At 41.2% G+C, this 19,338-nt stretch carries 26 protein-coding genes; 3 read left to right on the top strand and 23 right to left on the bottom strand.

Going from position 1 to position 19,338, the window contains the following annotated elements; translation table 11 throughout:
• Positions 1-27: 27 nt before the first annotated feature.
• The 21 genes from M594_RS02075 to M594_RS01980 form a co-directional block, all read right to left on the bottom strand.
• On the bottom strand, positions 28-423 hold the full coding sequence (locus M594_RS02075; RefSeq protein ID WP_000038635.1) for a helix-hairpin-helix domain-containing protein: 396 nt from the start codon (positions 421-423) through the stop codon (positions 28-30).
• A gap of 95 nt (positions 424-518) precedes the next feature.
• Entirely contained in the window at positions 519-773 is a 255-nt protein-coding gene (locus M594_RS02070) for a DUF1912 family protein (protein ID WP_049510149.1), read from the bottom strand.
• Positions 774-782: 9 nt separating this feature from the next.
• Positions 783-2,117 carry a DUF438 domain-containing protein gene (locus M594_RS02065; RefSeq protein ID WP_173875837.1) on the bottom strand — a complete coding sequence of 445 codons (1,335 nt, stop codon included), beginning with the start codon at positions 2,115-2,117 and terminating at the stop codon, positions 783-785.
• The gene (locus M594_RS02060; RefSeq protein ID WP_049499782.1) at positions 2,117-2,350 is read right to left on the bottom strand and encodes a DUF1858 domain-containing protein; all 234 of its coding nucleotides are present in this window, start codon (positions 2,348-2,350) and stop codon (positions 2,117-2,119) included. The genes M594_RS02065 and M594_RS02060 overlap by 1 nt, the downstream gene beginning before the upstream one ends.
• Positions 2,351-2,615: 265 nt before the next feature.
• Complete coding sequence (locus tag M594_RS02055) at positions 2,616-2,798, bottom strand: hypothetical protein (RefSeq protein WP_173875836.1); 183 nt, start codon at positions 2,796-2,798, stop codon at positions 2,616-2,618.
• A gap of 1 nt (position 2,799) precedes the next feature.
• The gene (locus tag M594_RS02050) at positions 2,800-3,579 is read right to left on the bottom strand and encodes a hypothetical protein (RefSeq protein WP_084887571.1); all 780 of its coding nucleotides are present in this window, start codon (positions 3,577-3,579) and stop codon (positions 2,800-2,802) included.
• Between the two features lie 143 nt (positions 3,580-3,722).
• Positions 3,723-4,073 (bottom strand): 30S ribosome-binding factor RbfA, encoded by a 351-nt coding sequence (gene rbfA, locus M594_RS02045; RefSeq protein WP_001273601.1) that lies wholly within the window; start codon positions 4,071-4,073, stop codon positions 3,723-3,725.
• Between the two features lie 252 nt (positions 4,074-4,325).
• Positions 4,326-7,118: a translation initiation factor IF-2 gene (gene infB, locus M594_RS02040; protein WP_173875835.1), complete on the bottom strand. Its 2,793-nt coding sequence runs from the start codon at positions 7,116-7,118 to the stop codon at positions 4,326-4,328.
• Positions 7,119-7,134: 16 nt separating this feature from the next.
• Positions 7,135-7,434, bottom strand: coding sequence for a YlxQ-related RNA-binding protein (locus tag M594_RS02035; protein WP_173875834.1), 300 nt, complete (start codon positions 7,432-7,434; stop codon positions 7,135-7,137).
• On the bottom strand, positions 7,427-7,720 hold the full coding sequence (rnpM, locus tag M594_RS02030) for an RNase P modulator RnpM (protein ID WP_000857560.1): 294 nt from the start codon (positions 7,718-7,720) through the stop codon (positions 7,427-7,429). The genes M594_RS02035 and rnpM overlap by 8 nt, the downstream gene beginning before the upstream one ends.
• A 21-nt stretch (positions 7,721-7,741) precedes the next feature.
• A complete protein-coding gene (gene nusA, locus M594_RS02025; protein ID WP_000032274.1) occupies positions 7,742-8,878 on the bottom strand; it encodes a transcription termination factor NusA in 1,137 nt (378 codons plus the stop codon).
• A 43-nt stretch (positions 8,879-8,921) separates the two neighbouring features.
• The gene (gene rimP, locus M594_RS02020; protein WP_000338691.1) at positions 8,922-9,401 is read right to left on the bottom strand and encodes a ribosome maturation factor RimP; all 480 of its coding nucleotides are present in this window, start codon (positions 9,399-9,401) and stop codon (positions 8,922-8,924) included.
• Between the two features lie 125 nt (positions 9,402-9,526).
• Entirely contained in the window at positions 9,527-10,162 is a 636-nt protein-coding gene (gene trmB, locus M594_RS02015; RefSeq protein WP_001266094.1) for a tRNA (guanosine(46)-N7)-methyltransferase TrmB, read from the bottom strand.
• Complete coding sequence (gene ccrZ, locus M594_RS02010) at positions 10,159-10,953, bottom strand: cell cycle regulator CcrZ (protein WP_173875833.1); 795 nt, start codon at positions 10,951-10,953, stop codon at positions 10,159-10,161. The genes trmB and ccrZ overlap by 4 nt, the downstream gene beginning before the upstream one ends.
• Before the next feature lie 161 nt (positions 10,954-11,114).
• The gene (locus M594_RS02005; protein ID WP_173875832.1) at positions 11,115-11,726 is read right to left on the bottom strand and encodes a CPBP family intramembrane glutamic endopeptidase; all 612 of its coding nucleotides are present in this window, start codon (positions 11,724-11,726) and stop codon (positions 11,115-11,117) included.
• A 29-nt stretch (positions 11,727-11,755) separates the two neighbouring features.
• On the bottom strand, positions 11,756-12,004 hold the full coding sequence (blpZ, locus tag M594_RS02000) for an immunity protein BlpZ (protein ID WP_000276505.1): 249 nt from the start codon (positions 12,002-12,004) through the stop codon (positions 11,756-11,758).
• A 45-nt stretch (positions 12,005-12,049) separates the two neighbouring features.
• The gene (locus tag M594_RS01995) at positions 12,050-12,454 is read right to left on the bottom strand and encodes a hypothetical protein (protein WP_020903123.1); all 405 of its coding nucleotides are present in this window, start codon (positions 12,452-12,454) and stop codon (positions 12,050-12,052) included.
• Between the two features lie 454 nt (positions 12,455-12,908).
• A complete protein-coding gene (locus M594_RS10085; protein WP_419991826.1) occupies positions 12,909-12,989 on the bottom strand; it encodes a hypothetical protein in 81 nt (26 codons plus the stop codon).
• Between the two features lie 320 nt (positions 12,990-13,309).
• Positions 13,310-13,666, bottom strand: a complete 357-nt coding sequence (locus M594_RS01990) for a hypothetical protein (RefSeq protein ID WP_120719177.1) — start codon at positions 13,664-13,666, stop codon at positions 13,310-13,312.
• A 68-nt stretch (positions 13,667-13,734) separates the two neighbouring features.
• Positions 13,735-15,084 (bottom strand): sensor histidine kinase, encoded by a 1,350-nt coding sequence (locus M594_RS01985; protein ID WP_173875831.1) that lies wholly within the window; start codon positions 15,082-15,084, stop codon positions 13,735-13,737.
• A 13-nt stretch (positions 15,085-15,097) separates the two neighbouring features.
• On the bottom strand, positions 15,098-15,835 hold the full coding sequence (locus M594_RS01980) for a response regulator transcription factor (RefSeq protein WP_173875830.1): 738 nt from the start codon (positions 15,833-15,835) through the stop codon (positions 15,098-15,100).
• A gap of 295 nt (positions 15,836-16,130) precedes the next feature.
• Between M594_RS01980 and M594_RS01975 the strand changes: the two genes are divergently transcribed.
• A complete protein-coding gene (locus M594_RS01975) occupies positions 16,131-16,460 on the top strand; it encodes a helicase BlpT (RefSeq protein ID WP_084947397.1) in 330 nt (109 codons plus the stop codon).
• 62 nt (positions 16,461-16,522) lie between these two features.
• Here the strand turns inward: M594_RS01975 and M594_RS01970 are convergent, their stop codons facing one another.
• Together M594_RS01970 and M594_RS01965 are read right to left on the bottom strand one after the other, a co-directional pair.
• Entirely contained in the window at positions 16,523-17,572 is a 1,050-nt protein-coding gene (locus M594_RS01970; RefSeq protein ID WP_173875829.1) for an ABC transporter permease, read from the bottom strand.
• Positions 17,569-18,300, bottom strand: a complete 732-nt coding sequence (locus M594_RS01965) for an ABC transporter ATP-binding protein (RefSeq protein WP_050251578.1) — start codon at positions 18,298-18,300, stop codon at positions 17,569-17,571. Before M594_RS01965 ends, M594_RS01970 begins: the two co-directional genes overlap by 4 nt.
• A 67-nt stretch (positions 18,301-18,367) precedes the next feature.
• On the opposite strand from M594_RS01965, the gene M594_RS01960 reads away from it, so the two are divergent.
• Positions 18,368-18,778: an HIT family protein gene (locus tag M594_RS01960; RefSeq protein ID WP_001278317.1), complete on the top strand. Its 411-nt coding sequence runs from the start codon at positions 18,368-18,370 to the stop codon at positions 18,776-18,778.
• Positions 18,779-18,787: 9 nt separating this feature from the next.
• Positions 18,788-19,075 carry a hypothetical protein gene (locus M594_RS01955; RefSeq protein WP_000777752.1) on the top strand — a complete coding sequence of 96 codons (288 nt, stop codon included), beginning with the start codon at positions 18,788-18,790 and terminating at the stop codon, positions 19,073-19,075.
• Positions 19,076-19,338 lie beyond the last annotated feature (263 nt).

Here is a 19,338-nt window from a genome sequence, read left to right as displayed (position 1 = left end):
TGACGGAAATGCAAGGGACAAGAAAGATTACTTGAATTTGATGCCGTTTTCTTTCAATTTCTTGATGGTAGCTGGGCCGATTCCTTTCAAGGCAAGGAGTTCTTTTTCAGTCCAGTTTTTGAAATCTGAAGCAGACTTGATTCCTTCATCATAGAAAGTCTTAGCACGATCAAGTGGAAGTCCACCCAAGTTTGCTGCAAAATCTTCTACAGAATTGGCTACTTTTTGAGCTTGCTCTTTGGTAGCTTCTACTGCTTGCTCAACTTTTTTAGAAACAGCCTTACCAGCTTGGCTTGCTGACTGCTCTGCACGTTTCACGACTTTTTTTGTCTCTTCTACAACCTTAGTCACAGTACTTGAAAAAGCACCTGCACGACGGAGGCTATTTCGTAATTGTTTTTTACGATTGAGTTTCTTTGACATGATAAAATCCTTTCAATAAAAAATCCCTGTTCTGACAAGGATTTAATATAAATATTCTATCAAGATTTTAGTAAAAAATCAAGAATCTATCTCGTTTAGTAATTTCTCTCACCAAACAAATCTTCTGGCAAATCATGGAATCCCTTGCCTGCTTTGAAGTTTTCAAATTTACCCAGCAAGAACTGGTAGGCATCCAAGCGACTTTCGTAGCGAATCATGGCATCTTTGGCACGCTCGTCCTGGTCTTCTTCGTAGACTTTTTGGCTTTCCTTATGCGCCATGTCGTTGATCATGATTTGGGTATTGACCCAAGCTTCAAATTCCTTCATAAACTCTTGTTCGTAACTCATTTTTTCTCCTTATTCTAATCCACGAAAATAGTCCGTGTCAATCTCACGGTAGGGCTGGATATCCTGAACATACTCCAACACACCTTGGAATTCTCCCTCTTCATCATGGACTGCGGCATAGGTGATGTGGACAAACTTGCCTCGTGACTCAGATTTGAACCACATTTCATACTTGTCTTTGCTTCCCTCACGAAGCCCCTTCATGATGGTCTTGACCTTGTCCAAGTACTTAGGTGGATGACAGAGTTCAACATTGCGCCCAACTTGGGACGGCGTTCGTTTGAAAATCATCTCATCAGCCGGCGCATTGTCATTGTAATACTGGAAAATATAGTCTTTATTGACAAAGGTAATTTCCATGGGGAGGTGATTGAGGATGAGATTGGCCTGCTCGACTGAGAGATAGCCATTCCCAAAAGCCTGTTGACTATGGCGGTCCAGCACTGTTTCCTTTTCCTTATGGGTAAAGGTAATGGTAAACTGACCTTCTGGCGTATCAATAACTTGCTGAACTTGACCTTCTGCCGTATCTAGTTGTACGGGCTCCTCTGCACTCTTTTCCTCAACAAAACTCTGGCGTTCTGGCACCCATTTCTCAGATGGACGGATGATGGCATAACCATAGGCATCGCTCTCCTCCGCAATCTGAAGCCAGTCATCCTGAGTAAAGGATTCAAGGAGAATCATAAGAAGGATGGACTCTTCCTTGAAAATCATACTTTCAAACTCTGTCGCAAAGGCTTCAAAATCTTCCTTTACAGTGCTAAGCGGCACTTCTGGTAGTGACTTGGCTGTCGCTAAAGCTGTTTGAAAGAGTTCCCTAATCTGGTCATCCACTCCCCACATAACTTTAGGAGGTGAATCGTGACCATAGCGCTCCATGATGGGGAAAAAGAGCTCTTCCTTGCGCTGGTAGTGGATGTCAAATTGACCTACAAGTCCCATCTGACGCACCAAGCCCTTGCGCATCTCCGCCAGCATTTCCTCGTCTTCCATAGATTTATAAGTATCTAACAATCTCCGAATGCGAATCAAGGCCGCACGGAGGGCCAGATTTTCTTCTTTGAAAACGCGAACGGGGTGACCTGGATGCTCGGTATCCTCTACTTCGACACCTTTAATAGCATTTTTAAAAAGATTGGCATGGACATCACAGAGTTCCATGACATCTTCAAAGGTGACACCTGAGTCTGAGTTCATCAGCTCGTGCTCCATGAGGGAAATCTCTATGGCTGAGACACCTGCAAAAGTCGCATCAAAACGCTCCTGAACCGACTCAGGAGAGGCACCATTGTGCAATTCTAACAAAATATCCCGCAGGACATGAATCCGTTCATCTGCCATTAGTCTAATCCAATCACATCGTAGCCGTTTGCTTCCAGCGTGCGGACAATCTTGTCCATAGGAGTTCCTTCAAGCTTAGAACCCTGTTTGAGTGATACTTTACGACCAACTGTATTACGCATTAAGGGATTAGCAAGGGGTTTAAAACCAAGCTCCACTAGGATTTCCAAGACTTCTGGATGCTTGTCAACCACTTCTGCAACGGGAATTGACACATCGATGATATTATCCATGACGACCTCCATTGAATGTTCTAAAATGATTTTACTGCTTTTATTATACCACAAGGAAAGAGATTAAAAAACTAGCAGTGGAGTTCCTGCTAGTTATCTGCGACTTGAATTACTATCTAAATAAGTTTAAAGAGCCAATCCAATATCTTAAACACTATCTTGTAAAACAGCAATTGGACTGCAAAAGAGATGATCATCCAAAAGAATTTCACAATCCCAAAAATTGGTTTGATAAAAAGAATGGCAAGAAGTCCCCAGAAAAATTTCATTCTTTCTCCTCTGGCTTAATGAGCCACCGAGCCGTATCCATTAACTTGTCTACAATAAAGAGTTTCCCCAGACCGACAACGACATTGTCATCTTTCTTTATCGTTTTCATTACTTTTACACCTTGCACGGTCAAAAAGTAATTCCCGTAAGTTTTAGCTAGAGTTTTTATAAGTCCCATATTACTCACCTTCGATGATTTCAGCTTCTTTTCGGATAGTATCAATATCTATTTGATACTGCCCTTCATTATAATTAACTAATTTGGATAATTCCTTTTGCAGTCTTTTCCCCATCGGCTTCATGGTCGCAAAGGTTAAGCCACCAGAAAGGACACCCCCTAAAATAGGAATCACTTTTCCCATTCCCTTAGCCAAGCCTCCCTTTGTCAAGCTGACTCCAAAAATTTTCAAAACTTTCTCCAGAATAGGATACCAAAGTGTCTTTGTCAAAGCTTTCTGCGGAATCGTCTTCATCACATGCTTGGCAACTGTCACACCTCCAGAGCGAAGTAAAGCCCCTGCTCCATTTACCCCTAGCATGACACCGAGATAAAGCAAGAGTGTATTTTGAGCATCCTCGCTCAATTCATCACGGGATTCCCAAAGATCATCAAATCCATAAATATAGCCTAGTTCTTGGGCCAACTTTAATGAAAAAGCATAAAACTGAACTACATCTGTTGGAATAGTGATTGCCATGGCAATACCGCCAGGTAAACCTGCCAAAATCGAAGTCCCGCTTGCTCGTAGAACATTGTCCTTAATACAGGTCTTAGCAACTCGATCCAAGCTTCCCTTTGTTAACAAAGAGGTCGGACCTTTTTCCAATAATGTAGCAATATCCTTTCGATTTAACTCTTTAGAAAACTTGTCAACTAAAAATTTTTCTCGATCAACTTTGACCATGGGTAATTTCACCACTTGTTGCAGCACTTTCATCGCTAACTCTTGTTTGCCCATCTCTATCTCCATTCGTCATTCGTATTAAACTTTATCATATCATACTATGAGGTATTTACAAATTTTTTAAACTGTTTTTTGTAAATACAGCTATTAATAGCTAGAAGAGTTCAAACACCAAAAAAGAGGGTTGCCCCTCTTCTTTAGTTCTTATCCAGATTGCGTAGCATTTCGTCAATCTTGTTCCCATACTCGATGGACTCGTCTTTGACGAAGGTCAAATCTGGGATTTTGTACAATTTCAAATTGCGACCAAGTTCACGTTTGATGGTACCAGTTGCTTTTTCAAGTCCGATTTGAGCTTTTTGATTATCTGAAGCAAGGTTACTCAAAATGGTGTAGTAAACCTTGGCAACAGACAAGTCACCCAGCATCTGAACATCTGTGATGGTCACACCTTGGACACGCGGATCACGGACTTTCTTTTGCAAAATCTCATTGACTTCACGCTTGATTTCCATGCCCACTCGATCCGTACGGAAATGATTTGCCATGATATTCCTTTCTCTACTTTGAACCAAAAGCTAGGCCAGCAGACCTAGCTATTTTTAAACTGCTTGATTTTCAGTTCAAATTGAAACAAAGTTCAATTTGAACTCATCCGCTTCTTTCGCTGTGGTGAAAGTGATGGAACTGATTTATCAGTCCCATCACAGGGGATTTTTGAGACCCTAAGCTCAAAAATAAGCAATGAAACCATGGGGTTGCTTGCGTCCCTCACCACCTAAGAAAGGAGCAAAAAAATCTTATCTCTTGATTTCTTCCATGACATAGGCCTCAATCACATCATCCATCTTGATATCATTGTAGCCATCGATCATCAAACCACCTTCACGGCCGTTTGTAACTTCTTTGACGTCGTCTTTGTAGTGTTTCAAGCTTGCAAGTTCACCGTCATAGATAACGACACCATCACGGATAACACGAACTTTAGAGTCACGGGTAACCTTACCGTTGATGACCATGAATCCACCGATAGTTCCCACTTTAGACACCTTGAAGGTTTCACGAATAACTGCTTCACCAATAATTTTTTCTTCGAATTCTGGATCAAGCATCCCTTTCATAGCTTCTTCCATCTCTTCGATAACCTTGTAGATAATGCTGTGGAGACGGATTTCCACATCGTCAGCTTCAGCTTGTTGACGAGCTTGTGGTGTAGGGCGTACGTTGAAACCAACGATAAAGGCATTTGAAGCTTCGGCAAGAGTCACGTCAGATTCGTTGATGGCACCGACCGCTGAGTGAACAATGGTAACTTTAACACCTTCTACATCGATTTTCTGAAGTGATGCAGAAAGGGCTTCAACAGAACCTTGTACGTCAGCCTTAATGATAACGTTAACTGATTTGAGTTCACCAGCTTTAAGTGTATCAAAGAGGTTTTCAAGGCTGACACGTTGGGTAGCTTGACGTTGCTTCATAAGAGCACGTTTGGCACGTTCTTCACCAGCTGCACGCGCAGATTTTTCATCTTCGTAAACAGCAAAGTGGTCACCCGCCATCGGCGCTTCATTCAAACCTGTGATTGATACTGGTGTTGATGGTCCAGCAACCTTAACACGACGACCAAGGTCGTTGGTCATAGCACGGACACGACCGAAGGTATTTCCGACAACGATTGGGTCTTGAACATTCAAGGTACCTTGTTGAACAAGAAGGGTTGCGACCGCACCTTTTCCTTTATCCAAGCGCGCTTCGATAACTGTACCGATAGCACGAACTGTTGGGTCTGCCTTGAGTTCTTGGATTTCAGCCACAAGAAGGACTGTTTCCAACAATTCTTCGATGTTTTGGTTGAATTTAGCTGAAATTTCAACAAATTCAGAATCTCCACCCCAAGCAGTTGACATAACTCCATGCTCTGCCAATTCACCGATAACGCGTTCTGGGTTAGCACCTGGTTTATCAATCTTGTTAATGGCTACGATGATTGGAACGTTGGCCGCTTTTGAGTGGTTAATGGCTTCGATAGTCTGAGGCATAACCCCGTCATCTGCCGCTACGACCAAGATAGTAATATCGGTAACAGAAGCACCACGCGCACGCATAGATGTAAAGGCCGCGTGTCCTGGTGTATCAAGGAAGGTAATCTTCTTGCCATTTTCCACGATTTGGTAGGCACCAATATGCTGAGTGATACCACCTGCTTCACCTGTCGCAACACGAGAATTACGAAGGGTATCTAGGAGTGTTGTTTTACCGTGGTCAACGTGTCCCATGATGGTTACAACTGGTGGACGCTCTACCAATTCATCTTCATTGAGATAACCATCTTCGACAAAGAAACGTTCGATGTCGGCATTATCCACTTCAACCTTTTGCTTAGCTTCAATACCGTAATCCACCATGAGGAGTTCAATTGTTTCTCCATCCAAGGATTGGTTTTGTGTGGCCATGACACCCATCATGAAAAGTTTCTTAACGATTTCAGCTGGTTCACGTTTGATACGTTTTGCGATTTCCGCAACGGTCATACCATCTGTATATTCAAATTCTGTTGGCAATTCATGGAATTTACGTTCTGTAACAGGTTTTGGAGTCTGATTACGGTTGTTCTTGTTATTGCCTTTTTTGTTTTTCTTGTTGTTATTCCAGTTACTATTTCTTTGATTTCTCACTTGATTTTGACTACTTCGATTCTTTTGTTGTTTTCTAGGACCATCTTCTTCGTGATCATAATCATCACGTTCTTTGTCTGGTCGGGCTTGCTTCTTACGACGTGTATCCACTGCAGCTTCTTTTTTCGCAGGAGCTGTTTCAACCACTACTTGAACTTGTTGCGCTTGTTCAGCTAACTTAGCAGCTTCTTCAAAGATTTCCTCTGGTTCCTTGCGTTTGTTAGCTTGGGCCAAGGCTTCTTTGGCAGCCTGAGTTTGTTTGAAACGTTCCTCGCTTGAACGTGCGTACTCTGCATTTTGTTCTGCTTTTAGGGCAGCTGCACGGGCTTTAAAGTCAATACGTGGAGCCGCTTGATTTGGACGTTTGTCCTCTTGTTGACGGCGCTCATTTCCACGATTTTGCTGACCTTGCTGTTTCTTAGCTTGGTCATTAAAGCGACGATTGTCGCGATTGCCTTGACCTTGTTTTCCACCATTACGTCCATCATTTTTCTGACGGTTTCCGTTTTGTTGTTGGTCACGGTTATTGCCCTTATTTTGCTTGCGTCGTTCTGCCTGCTCTTTGGCACGGGCTTCACGTTCAGCCTTGAAATTACGGCTTTGCGGTTTAGTTGCTACTTTTTCTGTTTTCGGAGCAACTTGCTCTGGCGCTTTTGCCTCTTCCTTAACTACAGCTGGTTTAGCTGGCTCAGATTTTTCGGCTTTCTTTTCTGCACTTGCTTTTGGTGCTGCAGGTTTTGCTTCTGCTTTCGGAGCAGCTGCAGGCTTAAAGCTGGCAGCGATTTTTGCAGCGACAGCTTCTTCCACACTTGATGAGTGGCTTTTCACATCCAAGCCCAACTCTTTTGCACGCGCTACAACTTCTTTACTTTCTTTTCCAAGTTCTTTTGCGATTTCGTACAATCTTTTCTTAGACAAATCATGTCCTCCTCTTCTATTCCATAAGAGACCTCATTTTCTTTGTAAATCCAGCATCTGTTACAGCCAAAACCTTTCTTGATTTCCCGACTGCTATGCTTAATTCCAGTGTTGAAAACACGGTTACAGTTTCTACTTGATAATAATGACTTTTATCTTGAATCTTCTTGGTCAGATTGGGTCCAGCATCATGGGCTAGAAAGACCAACTTGGCCTTGCCATCTTGAATGGCCTTGACCACCAATTCTTCACCCGATATAATCCGCCCTGCTCTCTGAGCAAGTCCCAAGAGATTGCTTATCTTTTGCTTATTCAAGTCCTAACTCTCTTCTTTTTACTTTGTGATCCACATAAGCGATCAACTCGTCATAAAAGCTTTCTTCCACTTCCATATTAAAGCTGCGGTTAAAGACCTTCTTCTTTTTCGCCTCTAGGGCTTCTGCATTGTCTAGCTTGATATAAGCGCCACGGCCATTGGCCTTGCCTGTCGGATCGATAAAGACTTGCCCTTCCTTATTCTTGACAATGCGGAGCAAATCACGCTTATCAATCACTTCGTTAGACACAACAGACTTGCGCAAAGGGATTTTTCTCGTTTTCATCTTTCCCTCCTCTAGCAGCTTTTATTCTTCTACAGTATCGTTTTCTGCTTCCAAATCTACCGAACCAGCTTCTTCCATGGCTTCAAATTCGCTAGCAGACTTGATATCGATACGGTAACCAGTCAAGTGAGCCGCCAAGCGAACGTTTTGCCCACGACGACCGATAGCAAGAGAAAGCTTGTTATCAGGAACAACCACCAAGGCACGTTTGCTGTCGTTTTCATCAAAGATAACTTGGTCAACTTCAGCAGGAGCGATGGCATTGTAGATAAATTCAGCTGGATCTGCTACCCACTCGATAACATCGATATTTTCTTCGATTGGTACCATGCGGTCATTTTTAGCATCATAACGAGCTGGGTGGAATTTGCTGGTAATCTTCTTGATATTAGCACCACCACGTCCAACGATTGTACCGATAGCATCCACGTTTGGATTATGACTGCGAACGGCAACCTTCGTACGGTCACCAGCTTCACGAGCCACGCTCATGATTTCAACAGTTCCATCATAAACTTCTGGAATTTCTTGCTCCATCAAACGTTTGATCATTTCTGGATGGCTACGGCTAACAAAGACGTTGACCCCGCGAGGGTTGTCTTCAACCTTGTAGACATAAACTTCAATACGATCATGAGAAGCAAAAACTTCTCCAGGGATTTGGTCTTGTTTTGACAATTGGGCTTCGATGCTGCCAAGGTTGACATAGATAAAACGGTTATCAAAGCGTTCTACAGTACCAGACATGATTTCTTGCTCATGTTCTTTATAAGTATTGTAAGTGATGGCACGTGTTTGCTTGCGCATTTTTTCCATGATGGTTTGTTTGGCAGATTGAGCTGCTACACGACCAAACTCAGCAGGTGCTTCTTCAAACTTGATTTTGTCACCAAGTTCATAGGCTGAATTAATGGCAAGAGCATCTTTCAAACTGATTTCCAAACGGCTATCAAATACTTCATCAACCACTTCACGGACAGTATAGACTGTAAAGTCACCTGTTTTTTCATTGAAGTCAATAGCTACGCTGTCTGATTGACCATAGCGTCTGCGATAAGCGGAACGAAGCGACTCTACTACTGCGTCGATGATATCTTCTTTTTTGATTCCCTTGTCTTCTTCCAAAATGCGGAAGGCCTCTAGCATTTCTTTACTCATGTTTTCTTCACTTTTGAATCCTCAAAAGCTATCCTTTCTTTTTCTATAATTTAACTGCTAAACGTGCTTTTGATACTAAACTATATGGAATTTGGACGGTTTTCTTACGCGTCTTGTCCATATATTCCATGGTCAACTCGTCCTCTTCAAAGGCCAACAAGGTTCCTTCAAAGACCTTTTGCTTATCGATGGCTTGGTAGAGCCCGACATGAATGTATTTCCCAACCGCTCCAGCGACAGCATCCTTGGTTTTCAAAGGACGTTCCAAGCCTGGACTGGTGATTTCTAGGAAATATTGTTCTGGGAAGGGATCTGGCTTGATGGTGTCTAAGACAGGACTGATAATTTCTGTCAAGTCTGCCGTGTCGTTCAAGGTAATTCCTTCAGGTTTATCTACAAAAATACTGAGAATCATGTCACTGCCAATCTTTCCATACTCGATATCCACGAGTTCGAAAGGTGCTTGGATGACAGGTTCTACAACTTCTCTGACTAATTCTACGATTGTTGCGATTGCGTCCACCTCCTCATAAGCAAGAGGCGAAGATATTTCCCCGCCTCTCTTTTCATATTCTTACTCTTAGTATAGCACGTTTGCCAGCTTATGTAAAGCAAAAGCACTTATACAGCCTGATTTCAGGCTATTTCTTAAAATTCTGCCTCAACTCGGTAGATAACTTGCCCCTTGTTGGAGAATTTTTGCTCGTATTCTGTCATGACATTGCCTTCAAAATCACTGGCATGTAAATCAAGCCAGACACCATTGAGCTTCATGCCATACTGAGAAAAACTCACTAGGCTGTACTCAAACAAGCCACGGTTATCCGTCTTGAAATGAATTTCTCCATTTTCAGGCAAGATACGCTTGAAGGTATCCAAGAAGGTCTTGTAAGTCAAACGACGCTTTTCATGGCGTTTTTTAGGCCATGGATCTGAAAAGTTCAAATACAAGCGATCAATCTCACCGTCTTCAAAGTAGTCAGTCAAGTCAGAACCATCTACCCACAAGAGCTTAATGTTAGGCACTCCAACTTCAAGCACCTTGTCCAAAGCGTAGCTCAAAACAGACTTTTGAATATCAATCCCGATATAGTTGATGTCAGGGTTTTGCTTGGCCATACCTGAAACAAAGGCACCCTTTCCACTTCCAACTTCCACATGAATGGGATTATCATTACCAAACAAGTCCCGCCATTTTCCCTTGGCTTCCAAGGGATTGAGGACCACATACTGGGGATTTGCCTCTAGTAATTCTGTTGCCCCTTTACGATTTCTAACTCTCATCTTCTCTTTCCATACTTGTCTCGGAAGTGACGCAAGCCATGAATCTCCCGATTGACATTTTCTAAATCTTGGTTCATATAATACTTGGAAATCTGGCTCAAATAAGACAATTGACCGTACCAATACAATTTACTTAATACCGTTTGATTGTACTTGTAACCGTAGTAGGTCAACCATTCCTTCCACTGATGTTCTGGAATATAATGGCAGAGCATATGGGCCACATCAAACATGCGATCGGTCAAGCGAACCGAATCCCAATCCACCAAATAAATTAAGCCACTGTCTGTCTCAATCCAATTACTATGTCGTACATCTCCATGGACAATGGTCGCATGGTCCTCTCTAAATCCTGGAATAGTCTGACGTAAATCAGTCATCACTTCACTGATAAAATGATTTTTACGCAAAGCATCTGGAGCCGTTTCCTGCCAAGACTGTAGTAAATCTACAGGTGTTTCCATGGCATATCCCAAACGACTCAACTGTGTCATCAAAGGACGTGAGCGATGAAGGCGGGTTAAAATATTGACGATTTGTTTACGATTCATATCATAGGGGGTCAATATTTTGCCTGTCAACCATTCTTGAGCACACATATCACGCCCATCTGCCAAACGGCGACTCCATAATAATTGTGGAGCAATTTGTTCTCTAGCTAGACCAGGTAGGATTGGAGAGGTGTTCATTTTTACAAAGATACGCTTCCCATCAGGATAGCTACCCATATAAGCCTTGCCACTTTTCCCAGGTATGGGAGTCAGTGTTAGCTCATTATCACCCAAATCCATTTCTTTCCTCCGTATAAAGTTTCCTTACTATTCTACTAGTTTTTGGGCTATTCGTCAACCGCTCCACACCCGATTCTCAAAGAAAAGCCTCTAGATTGGCTTGGGTATCATTATAGAAAGAAAAAGGTAAGCACAATCTCCTACTTACCTTTTCATAATTTTTATAAATAATATAAGAGTGGCCAACTGTTGTAAAACATGTGGACTAGAGTAGAAACCCATAGGTTTTGGCTCTTTTTATAAGCAAAGCCCAGTAACAAGCCCCCAAGTAGATAAAAAATAAACGAAGGGACATTAGAAGGTCCATGCATGAAAGAAAAGAGAGATGAAGTTAGCACAAACCCTAACCAAGAATTGTCAAAAACAGCACCCTGAAGAAGTCCTCTAAACAGGAGTTCCTCATGGATAGGGGCCAAAACTATGGCACTTACAATAAAGGAAAGCGAAAGTCCTTTACTCGTTTCCTCAAGGTGTTGAGCCGAAGCACCAGAAGCAACTGAGAAAAAGGCATGATAACCTATATTTACCAGCACAGTGAGAAGAAAGATTCCAATGAAGAGCAAGAGTTGTTTCTTGCTTAACATCCCAAAAGAAATCATGTCAAACCATCTCGCATAGCCAAAACTAAGGAAAAGCAAGAGACTCTTTATCATAATGAATGTGTACTGGTGTTGAAAATAATCCCCTTGATTGACGGAATATCCCGCTGTACCAATGATTGCAAAGACTAAAAATCCCAAAAACAAGGCATGACACTTATTGAAAATGGCCATAAAGCTATCCTCCTCACCAAACAGACTTCCTACACGTCATTCTTTAGATCTAGTCTTTCCAAAACAAACCATTTGAGTAACCAAAATCCGACCACATAGCCAGCCCCTAAGAATATAGCCATTAAAGCTAGCATGGAATTTAGGGAATTAAAGACCACCGCAGATACAAAGGTTAGCACAAAAACATTAAAGGCAATGGTGTCAGAAGCCAAGACCAGAATATAGGGCGTCAACCGGTCTAAAGTTTTGGAATCTAGGAAAAATAAGTGTTTATACATGATGACCTCCTCTTATCAGACTATAGACTAGCCGCAAGTTCTTCCCTACTTTTTATAATACTTCAAGCCCCAAATGAGTAGAAGCATAATAATCAAGCAGAGAATAGCGCCAATATAGGCAATTAGTTGTTGGTAAGATTCTCCTGCTGTGACACCTCTATACAAACAAATAATAGACATAAAACCTGTCAAGCCGATGAACATGAGTTGATTGGTTCTAGGACTAACCAAATCATCATCTTCAAACTTTCTTATCCTCATTTCTCTAGTGAGATAAACAGTGACCAAAATAGAAGCCAAGTTAATAACCACTAAAAGAAATTGGAAAACCAAGGAAAAATTTAAAAACTGACGAGATAGAAATAGATAAGTAGAGACAAGTAAAGGCAACTGACCTAAGAACAATCTCGCAAGGAAGATGTTCCGTTTTTTAGCAAGAAAAGTTTTCATTTCTTTGCTCCTTTCTTTTTAGTTAAAGCAAGATAGATTATAACCGCAATCATATAGGCTATTGTATAAAATAGATGATACCAAATACTCTCCCTAAGCGGATAAAGAAGGATAGACATAATCAGATACAGAACGAAAATGATCAGTATTTTTTTCTTCATAAGATTTCCTCCTAAATGTATGCTTTATCTTAGTTAAGCTACAACCTTTACACTGCTAGTATAGCACTCATTTTGACCTTGGATCACTCAAATCACAAATGGTCATCAAAACATCTTGAATTGTAAAAAATTTAAAAAAGCAAGCATGAAAAACATACTTGCCCTTTACACCATATTGATACCAACTTAATTTGTAGATTTTTTTATCCTGCTATCACATATCATTTTAACAGGCGAAACAATATTAAAGAAACTCCACTGTAGATTAAACTAGCGATAAAAAATCTTTTTATCTAATTAGATCTATCTTTATTCTTCTTTGGAGATTTTAAAAATTTTTTCCTAATTAAAGAAGTAATAAAAGAAACAAACATACTAACAACAAAAGCAATAAGAAAACTTTTGAAATCCATAATTACCTCCAAGTACAGCTCCTCTACATACAAGCTCAAACCTTTAAGCAAGCATAATAGTCAATTGTAGCATTGTTTTTGCATTCACGAGGAATACCTCTTTTTACTTTCGTCCTATTACAACCTTAATAAGGTTAGTATACTACTATTTTTTAAAATTTTCCATCCAAATCACAAATGGTCATCAAAACATCTTGAATTGTAAAAAATTTAAAAAGCAAGCATGAAAAACATACTTGCCCTAGGGGAATTTAACAACGTAAAGATCTAACTATTCACCCTTACTTCCGTCTGTTCTCATATATTCTCATAATCGCAATAAGGATACAGGCTGTCCCACCTGCCAAAACGAGGAGGGTAATAATAATGTTGAGAATTTCAGGCGTCCTCTCTATTCTGTTGACGAGACGGACTAAAGACAATACTGTCAATAAGAGTAAAGCTACTGACTCTGTCCTAATTAAAGAAGCCATTCGGTTCTCAACCGCATATAAAAAGGCTGGTAGTAAAACACAGGCTATAGCAATCACAAACAGATTACTCCCCGTTTCTTCTCCCTTATTCACCACAGAAATCATGAGAAGATTCGATGCTATGATTAACGTAGAACAGATGATAAAAAATGATTTCTTATTCATATAAAACACCTCATACACTATAGTATTTTAATCGATGACTGCAGGCAATACTTCTTTACACAAGTCTTCTAATCATCAACTGACATCGAGTGAACCGTTAAAACTTGACGAAAGATTTGATTTTGGCAGGTGGTATTTAGACTGGTATTGGGATGACTTTCCACAATCTTCATAACGGTATAGAGACCAACTCCTCTCTCCTCCCCTTTAGAACTGGCTCCAAAGGAGAAGATTTCAGAGATATCTATGCCCTCTTCTTTGATGGAATTTTCAATGATAAAGGTCTCCTGTGCTCCATTTTTTAAAAAGGCGATTGAAACATGAGGTTGGCTGGCTTCCACACTAGCTTCAATAGCATTGTCACAAAGGATAGACACAATGGTTAGAAAATCAAGTAGACTCATCCCCTCGACCTGAATCTCCTCTGGAACTTCGACATTAAAGACTATGTTCTTATCTCTAGCTTTTAGAAATTTCCCTGCTAGAAGACTTTTGAGGGCACGGTCTCGAACATTCACCAATCTGCCCAGGTCATATTTATTGTCCTGCAATTTTTCACTAGAATCCTTTAAGACCGAGTCATAGACCTCTTTTATCTGCTCCATATCCTCCTCTTCAATACCCAGACGTAAACTGGTCAAGAGGTTGGTGTAGTCATGGCGAAAACTCCGTACTTCCTTGTAAAGTTCCTCTATATGCCGACTATAGCGTTCCATATCTCTGTAGCGCAAGGCCTGCTCTTGGTTCAGTTTTTCCTGAAGTTTTTCCTTCAAATAGGTATCTAGCTTCTTGACAATTCCCATAAAAAAGATGAGGTAAAACACTAGAATCAAATGGCGAACAGTCTTTGATTGGATAACTTGTTCATATTCAAAGAAAGACAAAGTTTCCATGACTAGAAAGTAAGCCCCCATTATCCAGTTAATCGTAGTCAGAGATTTTTGAAAATCTTTATCTAGACTCTCCCTTCTCAAGCTAGTGAAATCATAGTCCAACCATTTCAAAAAGACTAATACTATGGAGCAAACGAATAGCATAATCAACAAAAAGACAGGATTTCCATCTCCATCTACAATCCCTTTCCCAAAAAACGGAAACACAAAATAGGAGACACTTCTGTAAAAGATATCCATCAATACAATTGGAAAGAGACCATAAAAGAAAAGGAGTCTTTTAGAAAGTCCTCTTAACAATAAGAAAGACAAGCTGAGGCCGAACAAGGGTTCTATAAAGTATGACAGATAGTCAGTCAAGACTAAATAATTAAAAGTTGTAACAATTGCTGCTAGAAGAAATTTCAGAAGAAAGGCCTTAAAAATTCTCTCAAAAGTTAGACCAATTCCATCTACCTTAAAGAACATGATAATTTCTAGCCCAATAATAACTAGTGTATACAATATAATCCAAATATTATACATAAGCTCTCCTAACTCAATGTAAGTTATTGATAGCTTCAGACACTTCCCTGACCTTATAACGCGCGATCAGACAGCTCCCACCATTGGGAAAGAAAAGGAGTTTTTCTTTCTTATCCAAACGCACCACATTGGCAGGATTGATGAGAAAAGAGCGGTGGCACTGCAAGAGGCGAGGCTCCTGCTTGAAAACCTCCTCCAAACTCGCTGTAAATTCCAGCCTGTCCGTCTTGGTATAGAGAATAACACGATGGGCTCTGGGCGATGTTTCAAGATAATAAACCTCTTTAAAAGGATACTGAAACTGGGCAAATTTTGATTTAAAGTAAAAGCAATCTTCCGCCAGACTCTTACTGTCTTGACTATTGGCATAGAGGAGGGCTGTCTCGATACGAGATTCAAACTCCTCTGCCGAAAGGGCCTTATCAATGTAGTCCAAAGCAGACACTTGGTAGCGAAAGGACAGGGGCATGAACTCTGAGTGAGTCGTCACAAAGACAATCAGGGCATACGGATCCCGATCCCGAATCTTTCTAGCCACTTCCAACCCCTTCATCTCCTCATTTCGAATCTCAATATCCAAAAAGAATAGTTGATGAGCTCCCTTCTCATGCACCTCTGTCAGCAGTTGATCTGGCTTACCAAAGACTTCAAAAGAACTCGGAGTGATATGATGCTCCTTCAAGAGTTTCTCAATCGTCGTTTCAATCCTAGCCTGTTGGGAAAAATCATCTTCTAAAACAAATATTCTCATCTTCTTACTCTCCTTGTTTCGATTTCTTCCTAAAAAGAGAATAGCAAAAATACTCTGACACAAGCCCACCAAATCTTAAACAGGCCTTTAACGCTCCTGAAGGGTGTCTTGTTCCTCAAATAAGCATGATAATCTTACAACTATTTTATCATAAAATCTTAACAGTACCATTCAGGAAATTTCAAGAACAATTAAAGATTTGTAGATAAAAAAGGAGATAAAAGTGATAAACTGACAGTATCAAAACACAGTTGCTAGAAACAAGACTGGCACCCAGATTAAAGGAGGAATTCTCATGACAGATACAGACCCTATCAAAAGAGCTCAGACTTTGATTACTGACTTAAACAAAGCCTACCAAGCATGCAAACAGGCAACCGCTGACGACGTCCGCTTTCAGGAGCAATTAAACTCTATTCTTGGCTTTCTAGCCAAGGCTGAAACAGTGGATAATCGAGTCTTGATTGAACTGGAAAAATTTTACCAGACTTCCAGTCTTCTCATGGGACTCAGCGCTCTTGAGCCAGATGCCCCTACTCGCGCCGCTTGGCGGGCCTATGACCGTTTCCACTTTGATCAAGTCAAGACCAAGTTGAGCCTCTACGGACCAACCATTATCTTGTAGTAACTAAAAAGAAGCTGAGACAAACCGAACTCAACTTCTTTTTTAGTGTCATATAAGCAAGATTAGTCCTGCATCTGACGTTTTACCTGATAAGGCAAATACAAGACTAGTAAAACCAAACCTGCACCCAGCAAGGCTAGAAGAGCCAATTTTTCTTGGAAGGTAATCAACCCAATAACTAATTCCACAAGTAAAACAAAACTGGTCAATCCTCGGACTACCGCCTGCAAGCCTTTTTCCTTTTGCCCCTTGTCAAGTGGAAAGAGTTGGGTCAAATACTGGTAGTCAAAGGCATGATAGAGGGCCAGTAACTGGAAGAGCAGGAGGTAGTTAAAGAGAACCACAACTGCTGTCGCAATCCAAGCTTGCTCGATAAAAACCTGCGCCAGCAAAGAAAGCAAGAGAAGACGGAGACTGAGGGCAAAGAGATCTCCATTTCGCAAGTAAGAACGCAGATAGAGATTTTGCCAAATCTTCCCAGGAACCTTCTGAACAGCCTTTAGGATAAAGTCCAGATAGGCACGACGCTTGACGCTGTTTGAAATTCCCTTTACCTGCGTAAAGAGGGCAAAGAAACGAAGCAAGACTTGCTTACGCTTGCTTTCTTGAGAAATGACATAGTCCCAGTCCAGTCCAGTTTCAGTGAAAAATTTGCTGACCTTTTGACGAAAGAGGAAATATTTTCCTACCCCCAATAAAAGCACATAGACCAGAAAAACTGGCAAGCCATAGCCCATTGCCAAAAATAAAGGCGCAAATAACAGCAAGAAAAGGGTCTGGACAAAGAGCCAAAAGACTAGGGAAATGCCAGTTTGACGCTTGAGATGGAGCTTGATTTCCTCTTCTCCGACCAAGAGAAAGAGCTTGTCTGGAGCCTCCATATAGGTAGCAATTCCTCCCCAAAGCAAAAGTAAAACAGACGTAATTCCTACAAACAAAAGAATAGGCCAATGATTTTCAGGAAAATGTTGCAAGAGTTGACTGTACTGGTAGGCTAGAAAGCCCAGCAGAACAAGCAGGAACAAGACAAAGTGGTCATTGAGCACATAGCGCAGATAACCAAGACACTCCTTACGAAAAGCCTGCTTTCTCTTTAAAAACAAGTCTTTCATAGCTCCTCCTCTTTGGTCAGAGCCAAGTAAATATCATTCAAACTGGCCTCAGGCATATCAAAGGCTTCGCGCAGTTGCAGGAGATTCCCCTTGGCACGCACCTCTCCCTTGTGAAGAATGACAAAGGCATCACACATCTTCTCCGCCGAATCCAGCACGTGAGTACTCATGAGAATAGACTTACCCTTTTGCTTTTCCACTTCCAAAAGCTGAATCAAGTCTGCAATAGCCAACGGATCAAGACCAAGGAAAGGCTCATCCACGATAAAGAGACTCGGATCCACCACAAAAGCACAGATAATCATGACTTTCTGCTTCATCCCTTTTGAAAAATGAACAGGGAACCAGTCTAATTTCTGATCCAGACGGAACATTTTTAACAAAGGCTCCACTCTCTCAAAAGCCACTTTCTGCTCAATACCATAAGCCATGGCAACCGTTTCGATATGCTCTCTGAGGGTCAATTCCTCATAAAGGCTGGGCGTCTCAGGAATGTAGCCAATTTGCTTGCGGTAGCTCGTTGCATCTTCTTGCAGGGTCAAGCCATTGATATTGATGGAGCCACTATAAGGTGTCAACAGACCGATAATCTCATTAATAGTCGTCGATTTCCCAGCACCATTGAGACCAATCAGACCGACCAGCTGCCCACTTTCAACAGTAAAGGACACATCTTTCAAGACAGGAACATGAACATAGCCACCTGTCAGGTTTTTAATTTCTAACATATTTTCTCCAAATCTGGTATAATGTAGCTATATTATATCAAAATTCAATACAGTAGAGGTAGATTTTATGTCAGATTGCATTTTTTGTAAAATCATCGCAGGGGAAATTCCTGCTTCAAAAGTATATGAAGATGAGCAGGTTCTTGCCTTTCTTGATATCTCTCAAGTGACACCAGGACACACCTTAGTCGTGCCAAAGGAACACTATCGCAATCTTTTGGAGATGGACGCTACTAGCGCTAGCCAACTCTTTGCCCAAGTACCAAAAGTAGCTCAAAAAGTCATGAAAGCTACCAAGGCTGCTGGTATGAATATCATTGCTAACTGTGAAGAAATCGCAGGGCAAACCGTCTTTCATACCCACGTTCACCTCGTACCTCGCTACAGTGCGGACGATGACCTCAAGATTGATTTTATCGCCCACGAACCAGACTTTGACAAACTCGCTCAAGTCGCTGAAACCATCAAAAATGCCTAAGGAGTTGCCATGAAATTATCCAACCTACTGCTATTTGCAGGAGCTGCAGCCGGAAGTTATCTGGTCACAAAAAATCGCCAAACCATCACAGATGAAGTCTTGAATACCACTGACCGCGTTCAAGCTATCAAGGACGATGTAGATATTATCCAAAACAGTCTGCAAATCATCGACCAGCAAAAAGAACTCATCAAGGAATACCAAGAAGACCTGACTTACAAATTTAAAGTCTTGGAAAAGGATATTCAGACTAGACTAGCTGTGATAAAAGAACTGCAGGAAACTGAAGATAAGTAAAAAGAGCCCGACGGCTCTTTTTTAAAAGGTAAACAAGTTATATCCCATTAACTATACATCATAATTTAGGCAACTCATTCACCATTTCACAACTAAATCGAAGACTTTCCGCCGTAATGAAAACACCTGAAACAGCTTGGTTTCAGGTGTCCGGAAACTTTGAGACTTAGGCTCAAAGTTTAGGTATGGAACTTCGAAGAAGGTCGCTACCGTCCGTCATTACTTAAGGAAAGTTTTAAAAAATCTATAAACAAAAAGAGCCC

The sequence above is a fragment of the Streptococcus mitis genome, from assembly GCF_013305725.1.
Classification (GTDB): Bacteria; Bacillota; Bacilli; order Lactobacillales; family Streptococcaceae; genus Streptococcus; species Streptococcus mitis_BO.
Note: the sequence above shows the minus strand (reverse complement) of the source record. Positions and strands in the feature narration are given on the sequence as shown.